The 17,854-nt window shown below is 45.8% G+C and carries 15 protein-coding genes; 4 read left to right on the plus strand and 11 right to left on the minus strand.

Annotated features, from left to right (window positions below; genetic code table 11):
- Position 1 precedes the first annotated feature (1 nt).
- Together AC1DFM_RS12800 and AC1DFM_RS12805 are read left to right on the plus strand one after the other, a co-directional pair.
- On the plus strand, positions 2–769 hold the full coding sequence (locus AC1DFM_RS12800; protein WP_477077128.1) for an EI24 domain-containing protein: 768 nt from the start codon (positions 2–4) through the stop codon (positions 767–769).
- Positions 769–1,482 carry an SAM-dependent methyltransferase gene (locus tag AC1DFM_RS12805; protein WP_477077129.1) on the plus strand — a complete coding sequence of 238 codons (714 nt, stop codon included), beginning with the start codon at positions 769–771 and terminating at the stop codon, positions 1,480–1,482. Before AC1DFM_RS12800 ends, AC1DFM_RS12805 begins: the two co-directional genes overlap by 1 nt.
- Positions 1,483–1,527: 45 nt before the next feature.
- Here the strand turns inward: AC1DFM_RS12805 and AC1DFM_RS12810 are convergent, their stop codons facing one another.
- Positions 1,528–1,917: a hypothetical protein gene (locus AC1DFM_RS12810; RefSeq protein WP_477077130.1), complete on the minus strand. Its 390-nt coding sequence runs from the start codon at positions 1,915–1,917 to the stop codon at positions 1,528–1,530.
- A gap of 23 nt (positions 1,918–1,940) precedes the next feature.
- Positions 1,941–3,314, minus strand: coding sequence for a M20/M25/M40 family metallo-hydrolase (locus AC1DFM_RS12815; protein WP_477077131.1), 1,374 nt, complete (start codon positions 3,312–3,314; stop codon positions 1,941–1,943).
- A 165-nt stretch (positions 3,315–3,479) separates the two neighbouring features.
- Here AC1DFM_RS12815 and bshA point away from each other — a divergent pair, with 165 nt between their 5' ends.
- Complete coding sequence (bshA, locus tag AC1DFM_RS12820; RefSeq protein WP_477077132.1) at positions 3,480–4,619, plus strand: N-acetyl-alpha-D-glucosaminyl L-malate synthase BshA; 1,140 nt, start codon at positions 3,480–3,482, stop codon at positions 4,617–4,619.
- Here the strand turns inward: bshA and AC1DFM_RS12825 are convergent.
- The 9 genes from AC1DFM_RS12825 to porU all read right to left on the minus strand — a co-directional run bounded on the left by AC1DFM_RS12825 (position 4,616) and on the right by porU (position 16,139).
- Entirely contained in the window at positions 4,616–5,992 is a 1,377-nt protein-coding gene (locus AC1DFM_RS12825) for a murein hydrolase activator EnvC family protein (protein ID WP_477077133.1), read from the minus strand. The genes bshA and AC1DFM_RS12825 overlap by 4 nt on opposite strands.
- A 149-nt stretch (positions 5,993–6,141) precedes the next feature.
- A complete protein-coding gene (locus tag AC1DFM_RS12830; protein WP_477077134.1) occupies positions 6,142–7,593 on the minus strand; it encodes a murein hydrolase activator EnvC family protein in 1,452 nt (483 codons plus the stop codon).
- 90 nt (positions 7,594–7,683) lie between these two features.
- The gene (lolB1, locus tag AC1DFM_RS12835; protein WP_477077135.1) at positions 7,684–8,520 is read right to left on the minus strand and encodes a lipoprotein insertase outer membrane protein LolB1; all 837 of its coding nucleotides are present in this window, start codon (positions 8,518–8,520) and stop codon (positions 7,684–7,686) included.
- Between the two features lie 26 nt (positions 8,521–8,546).
- Complete coding sequence (locus AC1DFM_RS12840) at positions 8,547–10,283, minus strand: tetratricopeptide repeat protein (protein WP_477077136.1); 1,737 nt, start codon at positions 10,281–10,283, stop codon at positions 8,547–8,549.
- 3 nt (positions 10,284–10,286) lie between these two features.
- Positions 10,287–10,730 carry a dUTP diphosphatase gene (dut, locus tag AC1DFM_RS12845; RefSeq protein ID WP_477077137.1) on the minus strand — a complete coding sequence of 148 codons (444 nt, stop codon included), beginning with the start codon at positions 10,728–10,730 and terminating at the stop codon, positions 10,287–10,289.
- Positions 10,731–10,767: 37 nt separating this feature from the next.
- A complete protein-coding gene (gene ispF, locus AC1DFM_RS12850) occupies positions 10,768–11,256 on the minus strand; it encodes a 2-C-methyl-D-erythritol 2,4-cyclodiphosphate synthase (protein WP_477077138.1) in 489 nt (162 codons plus the stop codon).
- Complete coding sequence (locus AC1DFM_RS12855) at positions 11,253–11,477, minus strand: hypothetical protein (protein ID WP_477077139.1); 225 nt, start codon at positions 11,475–11,477, stop codon at positions 11,253–11,255. Before AC1DFM_RS12855 ends, ispF begins: the two co-directional genes overlap by 4 nt.
- The gene (gene porV / locus AC1DFM_RS12860; protein ID WP_477077140.1) at positions 11,452–12,627 is read right to left on the minus strand and encodes a type IX secretion system outer membrane channel protein PorV; all 1,176 of its coding nucleotides are present in this window, start codon (positions 12,625–12,627) and stop codon (positions 11,452–11,454) included. Before porV ends, AC1DFM_RS12855 begins: the two co-directional genes overlap by 26 nt.
- A 104-nt stretch (positions 12,628–12,731) precedes the next feature.
- Positions 12,732–16,139 carry a type IX secretion system sortase PorU gene (porU, locus tag AC1DFM_RS12865; RefSeq protein WP_477077141.1) on the minus strand — a complete coding sequence of 1,136 codons (3,408 nt, stop codon included), beginning with the start codon at positions 16,137–16,139 and terminating at the stop codon, positions 12,732–12,734.
- 153 nt (positions 16,140–16,292) lie between these two features.
- Between porU and AC1DFM_RS12870 the strand changes: the two genes are divergently transcribed.
- The gene (locus AC1DFM_RS12870; protein ID WP_477077142.1) at positions 16,293–17,843 is read left to right on the plus strand and encodes an SUMF1/EgtB/PvdO family nonheme iron enzyme; all 1,551 of its coding nucleotides are present in this window, start codon (positions 16,293–16,295) and stop codon (positions 17,841–17,843) included.
- Positions 17,844–17,854: the final 11 nt, after the last annotated feature.

The following is a 17,854-nucleotide window of genomic DNA, read 5'->3' on the forward strand; positions in this document are numbered from 1 at the left end:
GTTGTTTTTTTCATTCAGAGAACTGCTCTCAGCTATTCAATCTTACGGGAAGGCCCATCAATTCATTTTACAGCATAAGTTATGGAAATGGATACTGATACCTGGTATCATCTATTGCCTGCTCTTTTTTGCCGGTTTTTATTTCGTTTGGGGCTATTCTGGTGACTTTGTGGAATACCTGACCAGGCTGTTGCACATTACTGAATGGGTACAGGATCTGGAAAACAGCTKGATCAGTTTTCTATTTATACTGGTAGCTTTCTCTGTCAGGATCGTGTTTGTATTTTGGTATTTCTCTTATTTCAAATATTTGTTTCTCATAGTAGCGTCTCCTGTGTTTTCTTATTTATCTGAGAAGACAGAAGCCATTCTTGATCATAAAGAATTTCCTTTTAGCTGGGCGCAGCTGGGCAAGGACATTTTGCGGGGCATTAAAATGTCGTGCCGCAATATCGTTTACCAAACCGCCGCTATTCTTATACTATTGCTGGTGTCGTTTATTCCGGTGGTTGGCTGGCTGATTCCAATGGTAGGATTCTTTGTTGAATCATACTTCTATGGATTTGCTATGATGGATTACAGTTGCGAACGGCATAAATTGAATATGTCTCAAAGCATTGATTTTATCCGTCAGCATCGTGGTATGGCGATAGGTAATGGTATGGTGTTTTACCTGTTCATGTTGATACCTGTAGTGGGCTGGATGTTGGCGCCTTCTTATGCGGTGATTGCTGCTACTATTGATTTACAAACAAAAAGACTAAAATAATGAATACCCCTGGCAAAGTGTATCTGGTTCCTACTGTGTTGAGCGCCGATGCCTTATTTAGTATTCCTGCATATGTAACTACTGTTGTACAGCAGTTATCTGTTTTTTATGTAGAAAATGAACGTACTGCCCGTCGCTACCTGAAAGCGCTGGATAGAAATATTAATATAGACGCCCTGCAGTTGCTGATCATGAATGAAAATCAGCCACCTGACCTGGTGCTGGCAAAGAAGTTATTGCTGGAAGGGAAAGATATCGGTATCCTGAGTGAAGCCGGTTGCCCTGCTATTGCCGATCCGGGGCATCTCATTGTACAGGTAGCCCACAGCGTAAATGCCAGGGTAATTCCTATGATAGGTCCCAACTCTATGTTACTGGCCTTAATGGGCTCCGGCCTTAATGGTCAGAGCTTTCAGTTTACCGGCTACCTCCCCATCAAACCACCCGAGAGAACAAAGATGATCCGGGAACTGGAACAGGAATCTGCGAAAAAAAATCAAACACAACTGTTTATAGAAACGCCTTACCGCAATAACCAGCTCCTGAAAGATCTGCTGGATAACTGTAAGGACTATACGCGGATTTGCGTGGCAGCGGATATTACCGCGCCTACAGAATATATTAAAACAAAAACGGTAAAGGAATGGAAGCAACAGTTGCCGGATCTGCATAAAAGACCCGCCATCTTTCTCCTGCTGGCCACCAACGAATAGATATTAAAAGAKGGATTTTCCACGGTGGAAAATCCCTCTTTCAGTTTACGGCAGATCCTGTCTGGCCGGATCTTTTATAGAAATAATACTATCTACTATAAACGGACTATAGCCTCTCCAGGGAATAGCACCCAGGTATTCTTTATAATGCAGTTCTACTATCTTGCCACTGGCCGTCATCAGCTGTTGTGCAACACTTTCACTGCTTACGGAAAACTGGAATTCGTTGGACTGAATGGTACCTGCTACTTTGCCTTTGTAGCCGGATTGTATCACCTTACCCTCATAGGTTTTAAAGACATACCCTTTCTGCACAAAATAATTCAGCTCTCCTGCCTTTACTCCCTGACCGAAAACGAAATAGTATTTGTAGAAGAATATACCTCCCAGTATTAGTACAATAACACTTACAACGATAAAGACAAAACGGCCCATAAGGATAATTTAGAGATAGATAATCAGAAGTTCTGGTCTACAAGATAAATCAAACCGGCCATACCAAAAGCACCCAATTCCAGTTCCCGTTTATTTACCGCTTCAAATACGTCGTTAGCGGCATGGTGAATGTCGAAATAGCGTTGTGAATCAGGAGAAAGTTCCGCCATGGGCGTACCTATCGCTGCATTCAGTTCCCCTACATCTACTCCCCCTCCCTGCTCGTCGAAATCATAAATACCGTAAGGTGCAAACAGGGGTTTCCAGCTATCCATTTTGGCTTTCTTATCGGCGGGCAATGCCGTGATAAAACCACGTGGTGTAAAGCCACCAGCATCGCTTTCCAGGGCAAAGATGTGCTGTTCCTTTTTAGCTTTGGCCACTGCAGCATACTTCTTTCCTCCGCKGGTACCATTTTCTTCGTTGGCAAACAATACTACACGCAACGTATGTTCCGGCTGAATACCTAACGCTTTTAAAGCCCGTAATACTTCTATAGATTGTACGCAGCCAGCGCCATCGTCATGTGCGCCTTCCGCTACATCCCAGGAATCGAGGTGACCACCAACGGTGATATATTGATCCGGGTATTTACGGCCTTTCAATTCGCCGATAACATTATGCCCTACTACATCTTGCAGCATTTCGCAGTTGGTACGCAGGAACACTTTGGCATCGGTATCGTCTTTAAGGCGCAGGCTAAGGCGGTCCGCATCTTCCAAACCAATAGCTACAGCAGGAATCTTTGGATAGGCACTATCATAGCGCATAGCTCCTGTATGTGGGAAATTATTGGCACCATGCGACATAGAACGTACAATCACTGCCAGTGCACCGTATTTAGCGGCTCTGCTGGCGCCCTGGCCGCGGTATTTCACCGCATCGCCGTAGGAATGGAATGTTTTGATGTATTCCGGCTTAAAATGCACATTATAAAAAACAATCTTTCCTTTCACCTCGTCTTTCTTCGCTTCTAACTCATCGAAAGAAGCCACTTCCAGGACTTCGGCAGTAACCCCATCCGGGCCACTTCCCACGGAATTACCTAAAGCCAGCACATTCAATGGTGGAATGAAATCCCGGCGCTTGGAGATGATACGGGCCTCTTCCCTGGCTCCTCTTACCCAATGTGGCACCATACATTCCTGCAGATACACGGTATCAGCGCCGGCAGCTTTCAGTGCGGCTACGCCCCACTGTTCTGCCTTGGGCATCTGTGGAGATCCCGCCAGACGCCCGCCAATATCTTTGGTCAGGTGACGCAGGTTTTCATAAGCTGTGCTGTGAGTCAATACTTCATCCGCTAATTTCCTAAGCGTTATGGAATCTTTTTCCTGCGCCACTGCGAGGGATGGCAATGAGCAGGCAAATAAAATTGGCACAATAAAATTTCTCATGTAGCAGGTTAATTTATGGTTAAAACTACTAAAAAAGTAACAGGCAAAAAGCATAAAGCTGCCTTGTATCCAAAGGAGCTTTCCCGGGCCCCTTTTTCGGCTTTTTGCCTTTTGCTGTATCCTTTCTGCTTTTTAGTACCTTTGCAGAATGCAAAAATTTAACTCATGCGCATAGGAATAGTATGTTACCCTACCTACGGTGGTAGTGGGGTACTGGCCACAGAGCTTGGTAAAGCACTGGCAGACAAAGGCCACATGGTTCACTTTATTACATATCAACAGCCGGTAAGGCTTAACGCGTTCCACGCTAATATATATTATCACGAAGTTCAGGTTCCCACGTATCCGCTTTTTGATTTCCCTCCCTATGAATCGGCATTGAGCAGTACCATGGTGGATGTTATCATTAACCAGAAGCTGGATCTGCTGCATGTACACTACGCCATTCCGCACGCTTCTACTGCCTATATGGCCAAGCAGATTGTGAAAAAGCACGGCAGAACGGTTCCTTTTATCACCACGTTGCATGGTACAGATATCACACTGGTAGGTAAAGACAAAACCTATGAACCCGTAGTCACCTTCTCTATCAATGAATMAGATGCTATTACAGCAGTTTCTGAAAACTTACGGGATGAAACGTATAAATCTTTCCCGATAGAAAAAGATATTGCGGTGATCTACAACTTTGTGGATACCCAGCGGTTTAGTCGCCGTGAGTTGCCTCATTTCAGGCAAGCCATTGCACCTAACGGCGAGAAAATATTGCTGCACGTATCCAACTTCCGTAAAGTAAAGCGGGTACCCGATGTAGTGAAAATATTTGCGCTGGTACGTAAGGAAATACCCGCTAAATTATTGCTGGTAGGCGATGGCCCGGACAGACCTTCTATTGAATGCCTATGCCGTGAATTAGGGATCTGTGAAGATGTAAGATTTGTAGGTAAACAAGAGCAACTGGAAGATGTGATGTCTATCAGCGATTTGTTTATCCTGCCTTCAGAATATGAAAGTTTTGGTTTAGCCGCACTGGAAGCCATGGCAGCACAAGTGCCGGTTATTTCTTCCAATGCAGGTGGTTTACCGGAAATCAACATTCCCGGACAAACCGGCTATATGAGTAATGTAGGCGATGTAGAAGGAATGGCAGCACACGCCCTGCGCTTGCTGAAGGACGAAACACTACTGGCTAAAGTACGCCGCGGCGCTTTGGACCAGGCGCTTCGCTTCCATATCGATAATATCATTCCTCAGTATGAGGCTTTATATGAAGAAGTATTGCTGAAACAGGCGCAACTCCTTTAACGGGAGCGAATCCATTTTTCAGGATTCTGTTTCACCATGTTCCGGTATATCTGTAATTCAATTTCACCGGTGCTACTACCTGGTCCGGAGGCAGCAAGACCCAGTGTTTGACCACGTTTCACCACTGCTCCTTTGCTCACCCGTACATCCAGTAATCTCACATAGTTGGTAAAATATTTTCCATGGCGTAGGGTAACCATATACCCTGCGCCTGGTACCATAAATACCATAATTACCTCTCCTTCGAAGATGGCTTTCACCGCGGCTCCTTTTGCCGTGGCAATGATAACGCCATTATGATCTACTTCAATTTTCCCTACGTGTCCTGTGCCGAAATGACCAGTAATACGTCCTGCTTCTACCGGCCATGGTAAGCGGCCACGGTTGGCTTCAAAGTCGCGCGATAATGATAATGCTTCCGGTGTAGCCACCAATACATCTTCGCTGGAGGTCTTTGCTACTGGCGCGTCGTCATCGTCATCTTTCTCTTCTTCTACTGGTTTAGCAGGTGGTTTCTTATGCGCTTTTTTAGCGGCGGCCAGTGCGGCTTTTCTGCGGGCAGCCGCCAGCTCCCGGCGTTTGGCGTCTGCAGCCTTTTTACGGGCCAGCGCTTGTGCAGCAGCTCTTTTCTGTGCAGCAGCTATTTCCCGGCGGATGGCGTCCTGGATGGCCTGATCTACCTGTCTCGCTTCTGCTTTGCTTTTATTAATATGTTGTTGCAGTTCCTGTTCCTGGTCTTTCAGCTGGGCAATAGTTTGATCTGTTTCTTTTTTATCGGCGATGAGTGTTACCCGTTGTTGCTGTTCAGTGTGCAGTGCGCCGGCTTTCTGTGCCCGTTGTTCCTGTAATACCACCAGCTTCTCTCCCAGCAACGCTTTGGTAGACAGGAGATTTTCGGCCTGTTTACGCCTGCTTTCGCGGTATTGCTGCAGGTATTGATACCGGCGCAACGCGTCGTTAAAGCTGGTAGCGGAAAAGAAGAAACTGAGTACATCGTAGGAGTCGCGTGTTTTGTAGGCGTATACGATCAATTGCGCATAGCGGGCGCGGAGTGAGTCTACTTCCTTCTCCAGCGTTTGCACGTTACTGTTAGTGCTGCTGATATCTCCTTCGATAGCACTGATTTCCTTATTAATGCTTTGAATCTGTGCATTACGGGTAGCAATTTTCGTCTGCAACTCCTGTTGCAGATGAACATTTTGGCGGGTCGACTTTTTCGTTTGCTGCAGTGATTTATTCGCTTCTTCTATCTCTTTCAACAGTTCTTGCTTGCGGTTTTCCAGTGCTGCGCGCGACTGCCTGTTGCTCCGTTGTGCATACAACAGGGCAGGCAATAGCCATAACGCCATCAAAAGAGGGATCAACTTTCTCAAAAAAAATGCATTTGGTTAGTAAGCTAGCGGAAAGCTGAAGGCAGAAAGCAAAAAGCTATTTTAGCGAATGATTATGTTTTACCAGTCATTATACGCTATAATAGCTTTTTGCTTTTCGCTTTATGCTTTATGCTTCATTCAATATCATATTATCGTCTCCGTATCCACTGCTCAGGATTTTGCTTGGTAACGCCTTTCCATATTTGCAGTTCCACCTCACCGGTATTTTCAATATCATTAGTGCTGGCAGTACCTATTACCTGCCCGGTTTTAACAAAATCTCCTTTCTTCACCCGGGTAGTTTGCAAACGTACGTAAGTGGTGAAGTATTGTCCATGACGGATAATAATTACATACCCTGAGCCTGGCATTACTACTACCGATTTCACTTCCCCATCGAAGATGGTTTTCACCGCGCCACCTTTATTGGTAGCGATCACGACGCCATCGGAAGGTACCTGGATATGTTCCATCACGGCGTGTTGGTGGATACCAAAATGCTCGATGATATTACCTGCATCTACCGGCCATGGCAGTTTGCCACGGTTAGCCTCAAAGCTTTCAGATAAAGCCAGTGCTTCTGGTGTTGCTTCCAGTACGTTTTCTGTACGGGTCGCCGGTTTTTCCGGTTCCGGTGTAGGCTCAGGTGTTTTCACCGGAGCTGGTTTTTCTGGTACCGGTGCTGGTGTATTGTTAGCAGTATTATTACTATTGTTGGCGGCAGCAGCAGCGGCGGCAGCTTTTGCTTTTTCCGCAGCAGCGAGTGCAGCGGCTTTACGGGCTTCCTCTTCCTTACGGCGTTTTTCTTCTGCTGCTTTGCGACGGGCAGTTTCTTCCTCTATCGCCTTACGACGGGCATCTTCAATTTCTTTACGGATTACCGCCCTGATGGCTAACTGTACTTTCTGTGCATCTTTATTACGCTGATTGATATCCGTCACCAGCTCCTTCTCACGCCCTTTTAGTTTATTCAATACCTCATCTTTCTCTTTCTTATCTACTTCCAGGGTGCTTCTTTGTTCCTGTTCTGTTTTAAGTGCATCAGAACGTCTTACGCGCTGTGATTCCAGGCTTTGTATTTTTTTATTCAGCTGTTCCTGTGTACTTACGATATTATCGGCCTGTCTGCGGCGATACTCGCGGTATTGCTTCAGATATTGGAATCTTTTAACGGCATCATTGAAACTCTGTGCAGAAAACACAAAGTTCAGCATATCATAGGAAGAGCGGTTTTTGTAAGCATAAACGACTAAGAGTGCATATTGTGCTTTCAGGGTATCCAGATCTTTCTGCAGGGTTTTTACATCCCGGTAGGCTGAGTTGATATCTCCGTTAATGAAATTGATTTCTTCGTTGATATTATTGATGAGGCGGGAACGGGCAGAAATTTTATCCCGTAATGCCCGAAGTTGTCCAAGGCTTTCTTTGGTAGACTTCTTGGTTTCCTTCAGTTGTTCGTTGGCATCATCTATTTCCTTTTGCAGTTCTCTTTTTCTTCGCTCCAGTTCCTCCCGCGATTGTTGCTGCTGCCCATTATTCTGAGCAACCAACATGGCTGGCATTAACCATAGCATCAACATGAACGGGATAATCTTCTTCAAATACAACATGACTTATTTTAGTAACTGCAAATTAAATAAATATACAACGTTTATTAGTTTAATGAAGATGACTTTTGTAGAATGTTCCGCTTACATACGTTTATAGCTCGATGGCATGTTAAACGGAAAACTGAGCGGAATGTCAAAATCATAGCGGGTGAAATCGAGCGCTACTTTGGTGACATTTTTCTCTTCCACATATATACGGCGGGTAACAGGAAATTTACGGCCTGCCACTTTCGTATAATCTCCGTAGGTAAGCTCACAGGAGCGTTTTACCGGATTGGTGCTGTCTTTATCCATCACTTTACTCTGCTGTAATCCGTAATCATCTGCAAATACATTGAACAGGCTTACGAACTTTGCATGATTGCAGCTAAAAGAAATAATGGAAGGTGTTTTCACCACCTGATATACAGAGTCTGTCAGATATATCGGATTACCGATTAACATATCCTGCAGGGTCTGGAAATCGAATGGTATACCCAGCAACTCCTCTGCGTCTGCCATCTTCCGCAGGAATAATTGTTTTTCCAGACGGTTATACATTTTCAGGCTATCCGGCGTAATCACAGCTCTTACCACTTCATCTACTATAGGCGCCGAAATAGATATCCAGATAATGCTATCCTTTTTAATACGGAAGGTAGCATTCAGGTTATTATGGCTCTTCTTATCTGTTTCAAATGCCAGCTTCATTTTGCCGGAAAATGTATTGAAATCAATGTGATTGTCGTGTATTCCCTTCAACATGTCACTGGCAAACCGGGTCAACTCTTCATTAGCCGAACTGTCTTTCACTACTGCTACCTTATTGGTATCAGCTGCCAGGAATGTATTACGGGCCAGTTTCTTGGGATGACGGCAAGCCACCATGCCCAGGCCAATGGTTACAATTAAAAGTGTGACGATGGTTTTTCTCTTCATTGAGCGATAAACTTATAGCTAAAAGCTTATTGAATATATCTTTTTTCAGCGATCTTCCTGGCAAGGTCAACAGACGAAGCACCTTTGTCTTTCGCCATTTGCCAGTATTCCACTGCTTTTGTTACTTCTTTCAGATTAAACAGGATATCCCCGTAATGTTCCAATACATTAGGGTTTTTCTGCGCATCCGGGTATTGTAATGCTTTTTCAATCCACTGTTTTGCTTCTCCAAACTTTTCCTGCCGGAAAAGAATCCAGGCATAAGTATCCATGTAGGTTGGACTTTCCGGCTCTATTTCCAGTGATTGTTTAGATAGCTCTGCGGCTCTGTCGAGATTTTCTCCGCGCAGCGACAGGTAATAGCTGTAGTTGTTCATGATCAGCGCATCTTTAGGCCGCAGTATCAGGGCCTTTTCGTAGCTGCTGTCTGATTGCCGGTGCTGACCGGTAGCATGATAGGAATCTCCGAGGAGTGAATAAATATCTCCCAGGAATCGCTTTTCTCCATTTCCTATTTCCAGTGCGGCATTCAGCGAATTAATAGCATTTGGGTATTGTTGTAAAAGGAAGCTGGCTACACCTTTAAAATAGTAGCCCATAAATTCCTTCGGGAACTTGTTGGTTACATTGTTGCTAAGGGTCAGCAGCGCCGTAGGATCTTCCTTGCGGGAATAGATCCACATGAGCTGATACCATACTGAAAAGCGGGTATCATCCAGGCTCAGGGCTTTTTTATAGCTGGTTTCCGCGCTATCGAGCATATCGGCCTGCGAAAACATATCACCACGCAGGGCGTAAGCTTTCGCGTCTTTAGGATGTGCTTTAATAATCAGAGAAGTAAGCTGCAGGCCTTCATCAAGTTTACCAGTATCCGTACTCATCATCTGAAGGTATGGATACACAAAGGCTACTTTTTCGTCGATACTGTAACCCGGATTGGCAAAGGCTTTGGTAAGATTGGCCCAATAGGTGGTGGTATCATTATTCTTTTTGGCGTAAGAAGCCAGTGCAATCAGCGCTCTGGGATTATCAGGATCTCTGGCGAGGATGGTATGGTATACTTCGGCAGCGTTTTCGATGCGATCGTTGGCATCATATATTTCCGCCAGCAGATAGTAGTACCGGGTTTCCTGCGGGTCCCGTTGAATGAGTTTTTTAATCTCTGCTGCTGCTTCATCTACCATACTCATTTTGAGCAGGAGTTTTTGTTTTTGGTAGATGAGTTCCTCCACCACCCCTACTTTATCTTCGAGCTGATTGAAGGCTGCCAGGGCGGAAGCGGGTTTATTGGCTTTCGCCAGCAATATTCCCTTGTTGTAGAGATAATCTTCGTTGGTGGGATATCTCTTGGTGAGCCCGTCAAAAACGAAGGCGGCGCTATCGAATTTTTCATTTACGGCATACGCATCGGCCAGGGTTACCTGGAACCAATGGTTTTCCGGATCGATGGCTACCGCTCTGCGTGCAAAAAGGAGCGCATTACCGGCGTTTTGTACTTCTATGAACAGGCGGGCCAGCTCATAATTCACCGTTGCATTATTTTTATTCAACCGTAAATAGTCGGCATACTGGGTAATAGCCGTGCGATAGTCGCCCAGCATTTTAGAACGCTGCGCGGCAAAAAAGAGGCTATCTGCCCGCTGTGCCAGCACAGCAGCATTTCTAATGGAAGTATTGCCACGTGATGCAGATTGTTTAGCACCACTACAAGCTCCCATTAATAAAATACCAGCCAGTCCTATAACGGTGAAGTATATCCGCATTTATCAGGATTTACCGGTATGTCCAAAACCTCCTACTCCTCTTACGGTTTCAGAGAGTACAGTAACCGGCTCTATCACGGCTTGTACAAAAGAAGCTATGACCATTTGGGCAATACGATCACCAGGTTGTATGGTTTGCGGTTCGTTGGACAGGTTGATCATGATAATCTTAATTTCTCCACGATAATCTGCATCTATGGTACCAGGTGTATTGAGCAATGTTAATCCCTGCTTGATAGCCAGACCGCTGCGTGGGCGAATCTGTGCTTCGTATCCTGCCGGCAGTTCCATAAACAGTCCGGTAGGTATCAGCATTCTTTCCAGCGACTGCAAAGTAACCGCTGTCTCCAAGTGTGCACGGAGGTMCATTCCTGCCGCATCTGCCGTTGCATAAGCTGGTAATTCGTTACCTGACTTATTGATGATTTTCACTATAATATCCGCCATTGAACAAAGATATTTTAAAAAAATTACGAATTGCGAATTACTGGGTGATATGCTCCAGTAATACAACTGCATGGGCTGTAACACCTTCTTCACGCCCTACAAACCCCATTTTCTCGGTGGTGGTTGCCTTTACAGAAACGTCTTCTGTGCTGATATGCAGTGTTTCTGCAATTACTTTTTGCATAGCAGGCACATAAGGCTTTATTTTCGGTGCTTCCAGGCAAAGTGTGCTGTCGACATTCACTACCTGGTAGCCCTTTTCTCCAATCAATTGCAAACAACGGGCTAATAATATTTTGCTATCGATGTTTTTGTAGGCATTATCTGTGTCCGGAAAATGAACACCAATATCACCCAGCGACAATGCACCCAGCATGGCATCACATATGGCATGCAACAGCACATCCGCATCGCTATGGCCCAGTGCCCCTTTATGATGAGGGACTAACACCCCTCCCAGCCAGAATTCACGTCCTTCTACCAGCTGATGAAAATCTACTCCCAGTCCAATACGTATCCTACTCATAGTTGTAATAATTTAATCATTTTGCCAATCCGCAAGGTAAGCCTTTCGCCCAAAGGTGCAAAGAGCATAAAGCAGAAGGCATAAAGCAAAAAGCTATTGTAGTGGAGATAGTAGCGGATAATAATATTATTCCCGTTATTCTCCGCTACAATAGCTTTTTGCTTTATGCCTTCTGCTTTATGCTCTTCAGGAAATTTACCAGCCTGTACGGCTATCTTCATCTCTTGGCCCCAGGTCGAAGGTCAGGGTAAACCGCAGGGTATTAGACAGCGGATTACGTTGTGTACCAGATCCTGACGGCACCAGATAGGAAAAGTTCAGCCCAAATATGTCATATTTCACGCCAATACCGGCTGTAAAATACTTACGGTTACCTTTATTTTTGTTCTCATTAAAATAACCAGCTCTTACTGCAAACTGCTTGTTGTACCAATATTCCATTCCTAAGGAATACATCAGCTCCTGCATTTCTTCCTTAAATCCACCGGGGGCATCTCCAAAAGAGCTGAACATACCTTCCAGGGAGCTTTTGCTTTTATATCTGCCCGCCGAATCCGGTGTTGGCACTAATAATTTATTGATATCCAGCGCGAATGTCAGCTCATTGTTTTCATCCAGCGCTACTGTGTAGGCAGAACCGATACCGAGATTGGTAGGGATAAAATCTTTTTCCTGTGCAGAGCTCAGGTAAGAAATTTTCGTACCCATATTGGAAATCGCGGCGCCAATGTTCAGTTTATTTACCAGACCGTCTGCCCTTTCAAAATCCTTGGTATAGAAACCGGATAAATCTACTGCAAACGCTTTGGCGGCCTTTACCTGCATTCCATCTACCGATTGTCCGTTGGCCAGATTGGAATAAATGAAATGCCCGGTTAATCCGATACCAAAATGCTCCGATAATTTGCGGGCATAACCTGCATCCAGGGCAAATTCCCGTGCGTGGAAATCCTGCGTGGGATTGCCATCTCTATCAGTAAAAGCGATGGTACCCAGCGAAAAATAACGCAACGAACCGGCAATGGCTTGTTGATCATCCAGTTTGGTATAGCCGTTCAGGCTGGCCAGGAACACGTCGTTTACCAGCTCTTTCAGCCACGGCGTATATGTTACTGCTAGCCCTGCATTCTTCTCTGCGAATGGCAGCTTGGAAAGGTTATTATATATAGAATAAGCATCTCCGGAAAGCCCTAACCCCACATCTCCCATGGCTCCGCTGCGTGCATCCGGTGTAATTCGCAAAAATGGTACGGCGGTGTTAATAGGTACAGAACGACCATCTAACTGCCCCGAAGAAACTTGTGCTGAGGTTTTGAAACTTATGAAAGTGCCGTAAATGAACACGAGGCCCATTGTTACCTTTCGGATCATGCAGATTTTGTATTTGATAAGGATGTAAAAATAATCTTATTTATTAATATAACACAGAAGGGGTTTAATTGGGATAATGGCAAAAATTATTTTCCTTGCATAGGTTATAACAACACCAGCTTACCGCCCTTACTCGTCGTTATTTTTGTGGTTCTGATTGTTACTCTGTACAAATATACGCCCGGGGGTAATTTCGCTCCCGAATCACTACGTCCGTCCCAGGGCATGCCATCAAAACGACCAGCTGTCGAAATTATTGTACTATGCATTGTTTTAACCAGCATCCCTCCTACTGTAAATACTTGCAATGTTAGTTGTAACTCTTGTCCCTGTTGATTATGCAGGAAAGTAAAACGTGTTACATCACGAAAAGGGTTTGGATAATTTCTCACATTTTCTACAGCCAGCATTCCCTCTTCAGTTACCTTAAAATAAAGCGTGGTTGTTGCAGCATTGTTGTAGGTATCCCAGGCTTTAATTGTTATCCTATGCTCGCCAGCCGACAAACCACTCAGAGGAAACAGTACATTTCCTCTTTTATAAGTATTCAAAGATGACTCAAAATAATCATTTAATACAATATATTCAGTACTATCCAAAATAGCCACAATACTATGCTCACTATTATTTCCAGTTATATTAATGCCGCTACTGTCCGCCAGGTCTATCATTAACATGGGGTCCGGGCCGGTAATATCACCATTTCTAAACTGCCGGTTATTAAGCCAGGCATTGATAGCAGGACCGGTAATATCGATGCCGGGCGACGCAATGACTCCACCAGTCGTAAAGTTATTGAGATACCCGTTGCCATCCTGTTGATCGTTGCTGGTATAATAGCTGATCTTTCCTTTTTCGGTGCCCTCACGAATATCGCGGGGCGCCACAAATGTAAGGGAAAACTTGCCTGCAATAACCGTTTGTGTGCCCTGAAATAAAACATGCTGTTGTACTTTATACGCAGCTACCTGGCTACCAGCGTCATTTCCGCGTGTTTTTTCCATAGAGGGCTGGTCATATATAGTGGTATACAGCGTTCCATTATAATCGGGCACCGGATTGCCCTGTGCATCAGTAATATGCCCTTTAATAGTATAGCTGCCCAGTCCTTTTAAGGTATCAGTGCCCGTTAGGGCTTTCCCGTTAATGCTGTCGGTAACTACTTTATAGGCGGGGAATGCCAGGGTCAGCGCCGGATCTCCCAGCAATTGAAACTTCCGGTTATTAACGGCATCCGCAGAACCGCTGTAGGTGGCATTTTTGGCCAGCATGGCCGCTGCTCCCAACGCAGGCATCCGGCCGTTGGCGTCGGGCGTAAAAGCTACTTTCAGGTAGTTGGCGTTCATTAACTGATTGGAGGCTGCAAAAACAGCGCGGGTAGTGGTCATTAATGCAATAGCACCGCCCGATTGCTGCAATAATACTTTATGTCCCAATGAGGTGATACCCGGATCATCATAAGGAGCAAAATCACAGGTAGCGGTAATAAACAGGGGTAATTTACGATCATTATGCCAGGCATTAATGCTGGTGGCATCCATGATATTTTCAGCAGCTAACCGGGAATTGCTGCCATGGCCGGAATAATTCAGTACCAGGGTCCCTTTGTTCATCCGGTTGGCGATGGCGGCATTTACCTGCGGATAAGTGGCGCCTCCCGGACCTTGTTCCTGCGGATAAGCATCCAGGTATATTTTTGCGGTATTTAACAAAGGCGCATTCCCATCAATAATGGCGGCCATTTTTTCCGCATCATCGAAATGGAGATTGTTGTCTTCATCATCGGCCAGCAGGGTTACCTGGTTGCGCCATGGGCCGAAAGCGGCTGGTTGCTGGTAGCGGATAATTTTATCTACCGCCAGCGTTGCCTCGCTCACATTGCGCGCCGGAATGCGGCCGATGCCGATATCCAGTAAATCAGGGACACCGGTTTGGGTAATATCTCCCTTATCCTTTAATATCCCGAAATAATCGTCGGATACATAAGAGCGGATAGCATCCAGAGAGGCTTCACTTTGCCAGGAAGGAACGTCGTTGGTATTGTTTTTAATGCGCTGCCGGTAGTCATAAGAAGCCGCACCAAACAGTAACAGGTAGCGAGGCGCCGGTCGGCGGTCATAAAACATTTTTACATAATCGCGGATGGCGGTTGGGTCCGGGCTGCCCGAAGCAAATTCATTATATACCTGGTCTATGGTGGCCACCTGCACCTGCAGCTGATCCTGTGCACGATGCAGGGCTGCCAGTCTTTCTGCGGGTCCTTTCAGCGCCTGGGTAGTAATAATAATCATATCTGCCGGGCCATTGCCATGGAGGTCCTGGTTCATGACCGGACCCGCGAGCGTGGGCTGCAAGGCCGACCTATCAGAAAAGGCGATGTATTCATGCAAGCTATCATTCCTGCCGGCAAACTGCAGCGAATCGCCCTGTAACTGGCTGGTGACCAACACCGGCTTTACCGGATCGGTGACATCCCAGATTTTCGTTTGTACATCTGCGTTATGCAAGGCAAAACGACTGTTCTGTCCACTACCAACGTACTGCGTACTGCGAAAATCGAGCTGGCCGGAGGCCGGCATTACCAGTGGACAGCGGGTCTGTACTTCCACATAATCCAGCCATCCGCGGTCATTTATATTATCAGGCGCAAATACAACGCCCACGTCCAGCTGCGACTGGGCGGTGTTAGCAGCGCCGGCGCCGGTAGCCGCAGTGGCCACGCCTTCAAAAACATTGTCTGTTACGGGGAGCAGGTATAAATTAGAGATAGCGCTGACCTGGTTTACGGTGGCATTAAAATTACATCCCCCGCTACTGCGGGCAGCCACGCGCATACGAACCGTGACCGGACTGGTGGCCGCTGCCGGCAATGTGAAGCGGTAATTACGGGTCAGCCCCAATACTTTACTGAATTCAGGGCCCCACCATTGTTTACCACTGTTCAGGAAGTTAAAGCTGTCGCGCTCAAAAAACGCCCGATAGTCTACGGCATATTCGGGCGTTCCGGTAACCGGCTGATGATCACTGGCTTTTATGCGTAATCCATCTCCCCCAACAGTTATATAATACCAGGCGGCATCTGCATACAGGTTCTTTTGATGCACAAAGGCGCCTGTACGCGGATTATATTGCCAGCGATGAGGACCGGGAGCGTAAAAGAGCAGGTAATCATTTCCATCCAGGATGCCATCGCCGCCATCGGCTGCATACAGGGCTACTTCCGGCAGGTCGTCGTAGCGAGGTGTGGCATTGGGTTCCCCCAACATTTGCCCGCCGTTGCCAAATAGCCGGATACTACTGGTGGCCAATTGCTGCGCGGTAATGCCCATACTTTTCAACAAGGCGACATCTATTTTATAGATTCCGGGATCGGTGATCGCCAGCTTGTACCAGCTGCCGGTGGCCAGCACGGAATTTTTTTTATATAGACGAATACTGCTTTGGGCATATATTTCCTGCTTTCCCGACAGCAAAAGCAGGAATACCGCTATAAAAATATAATTGAGTTTCATTATCTTAATCGCAGTTTTTCGATCGGTTGACATAGATAATCCTTTATCAGCAGGGACGAATGGCAGCAAATTACAAATTAATTTTTTTCGCCATAAAATAAAAAAGAGTACATTTGCGTTTACTGTAAATATACTAGACTAAAGCTGTATCGCATGCGTAGATTAACCTCTTTATCATTGCTCGTAGGTACCAGCGTAATGCTATCCATGAGTGCCTGTCATAAAGACGGCGGGGGACTTTTCGGTAAGAAGAAGCAAGCTTCTTCCGCTACTGGCTGGAACTACAACGACCAGAAAATGGGCGGTTTCAGCGTAGCTAAAAACGTTGCCCAGCAAACAGGGCCCGGACTTGTTTTCGTACAAGGTGGTACGTTTGCGATGGGAGCAACGGAACAGGATGTAATGGGCGACTGGAACAATATTCCACGTCGTATCACTGTTTCCTCTTTCTACATTGATGAATCTGAAGTAGCCAACGTACATTATCGTGAATATTTATACTGGTTGAATCGCGTTTATGGCGAGTCATTCCCGGATGTTTACCGTAATGCACTGCCCGATACCCTGGTATGGCGTAGTGAACTGGCCTACAACGAGYCATTGGTAGAATACTACTTCCGCCACCCGGCTTACAACGACTATCCGGTAGTAGGTGTTACCTGGAAACAGGCTACTGACTATTGCAAATGGCGTTCTAACCGTGTAAACGAAAAATTGCTGATGGACAAAGGCCTGCTGTCTAAAGCAGATGTAGGCAACCAATCAGATGACAACACCTTTGATACCAAGTCTTATATGGCTGGTTTATATGAAGGAACTCCCGGTAAGTTGTCCAAAGGCGCCAAAGAACAATTTAAAAACGCAGACGGAACACCCCGTAATGCTGCTTTTGAAGATGGCGTAATGTTACCTAACTACCGCCTCCCAACAGAAGCAGAATGGGAATACGCCGCACTGGGCTATATTGGTCAGAACCCTGGCCCTTCCAAAAAAGAAGGCAAACACGGGGAAGAGCTGATCATGAACAAACAGGTTTATTCCTGGGGTACCAATACCAGTGGCTTACGTGATATCCGCCGCGGTACCATGCAAGGTCAGTTCCTGGCCAACTTCAAGCGTGGTTCCGGTGATAACATGGGTGTGGCCGGTGGTTTGAACGACCGTGCTTCTATCCCTGGTCCGATCCGCTCCTTCTACCCTAATACGTTCGGTATCTACAACATGTCCGGTAACGTAGCAGAATGGGTACTGGACGTTTACAGACCACTGAACCCAATTGATGGGGAAGACTTCAACTACTTCCGTGGTAACAAATTCCAGACTGTTTATCAAAACGAAAATAAAGAACTGGAAAAAGATAGTCTTGGTCACCTGAAAATGCGTGATGTTACTGACGAAGAAAGTGCTAACCGTTTGAACTACCAGAAAGGTGATGTAATCAACTATCTGGATGGTGACTCCCTCTCACAGGTGGAATATGGTTATGGCGTCACTTCACTGATCAACGACAAATCTCACGTAATCAAAGGTGGTAGCTGGAACGACCGTGCTTACTGGCTTTCACCTGGTAACCGTCGTTATATGCAGGAAGATATGGCCACTAACACTGTTGGTTTCCGTTGCGCGATGGACCGTGTAGGTAGCCCTGAAGGTAACAAGTTCAAAACAGGTAACCTGTTTAAGAAACAACGCCAGAAGAGATAATTAAAATAAGT

This window comes from Chitinophaga sp. 05T412, assembly GCF_056396465.1.

Bases quoted from the DNA above. Each gene is read 5' to 3' on its own strand.
- AC1DFM_RS12805 (WP_477077129.1), top strand. From the start codon at position 769: ATGAATACCCCTGGCAAAGTGTATCTGGTTCCTACTGTGTTGAGCGCC.
- AC1DFM_RS12810 (WP_477077130.1), bottom strand. From the start codon at position 1,917: ATGGGCCGTTTTGTCTTTATCGTTGTAAGTGTTATTGTACTAATACTG.
- lolB1 (WP_477077135.1), bottom strand. From the start codon at position 8,520: ATGAAGAGAAAAACCATCGTCACACTTTTAATTGTAACCATTGGCCTG.
- AC1DFM_RS12840 (WP_477077136.1), bottom strand. From the start codon at position 10,283: ATGCGGATATACTTCACCGTTATAGGACTGGCTGGTATTTTATTAATG.
- ispF (WP_477077138.1), bottom strand. From the start codon at position 11,256: ATGAGTAGGATACGTATTGGACTGGGAGTAGATTTTCATCAGCTGGTA.
- AC1DFM_RS12855 (WP_477077139.1), bottom strand. From the start codon at position 11,477: ATGAAGATAGCCGTACAGGCTGGTAAATTTCCTGAAGAGCATAAAGCA.
- porV (WP_477077140.1), bottom strand. From the start codon at position 12,627: ATGATCCGAAAGGTAACAATGGGCCTCGTGTTCATTTACGGCACTTTC.
- porU (WP_477077141.1), bottom strand. From the start codon at position 16,139: ATGAAACTCAATTATATTTTTATAGCGGTATTCCTGCTTTTGCTGTCG.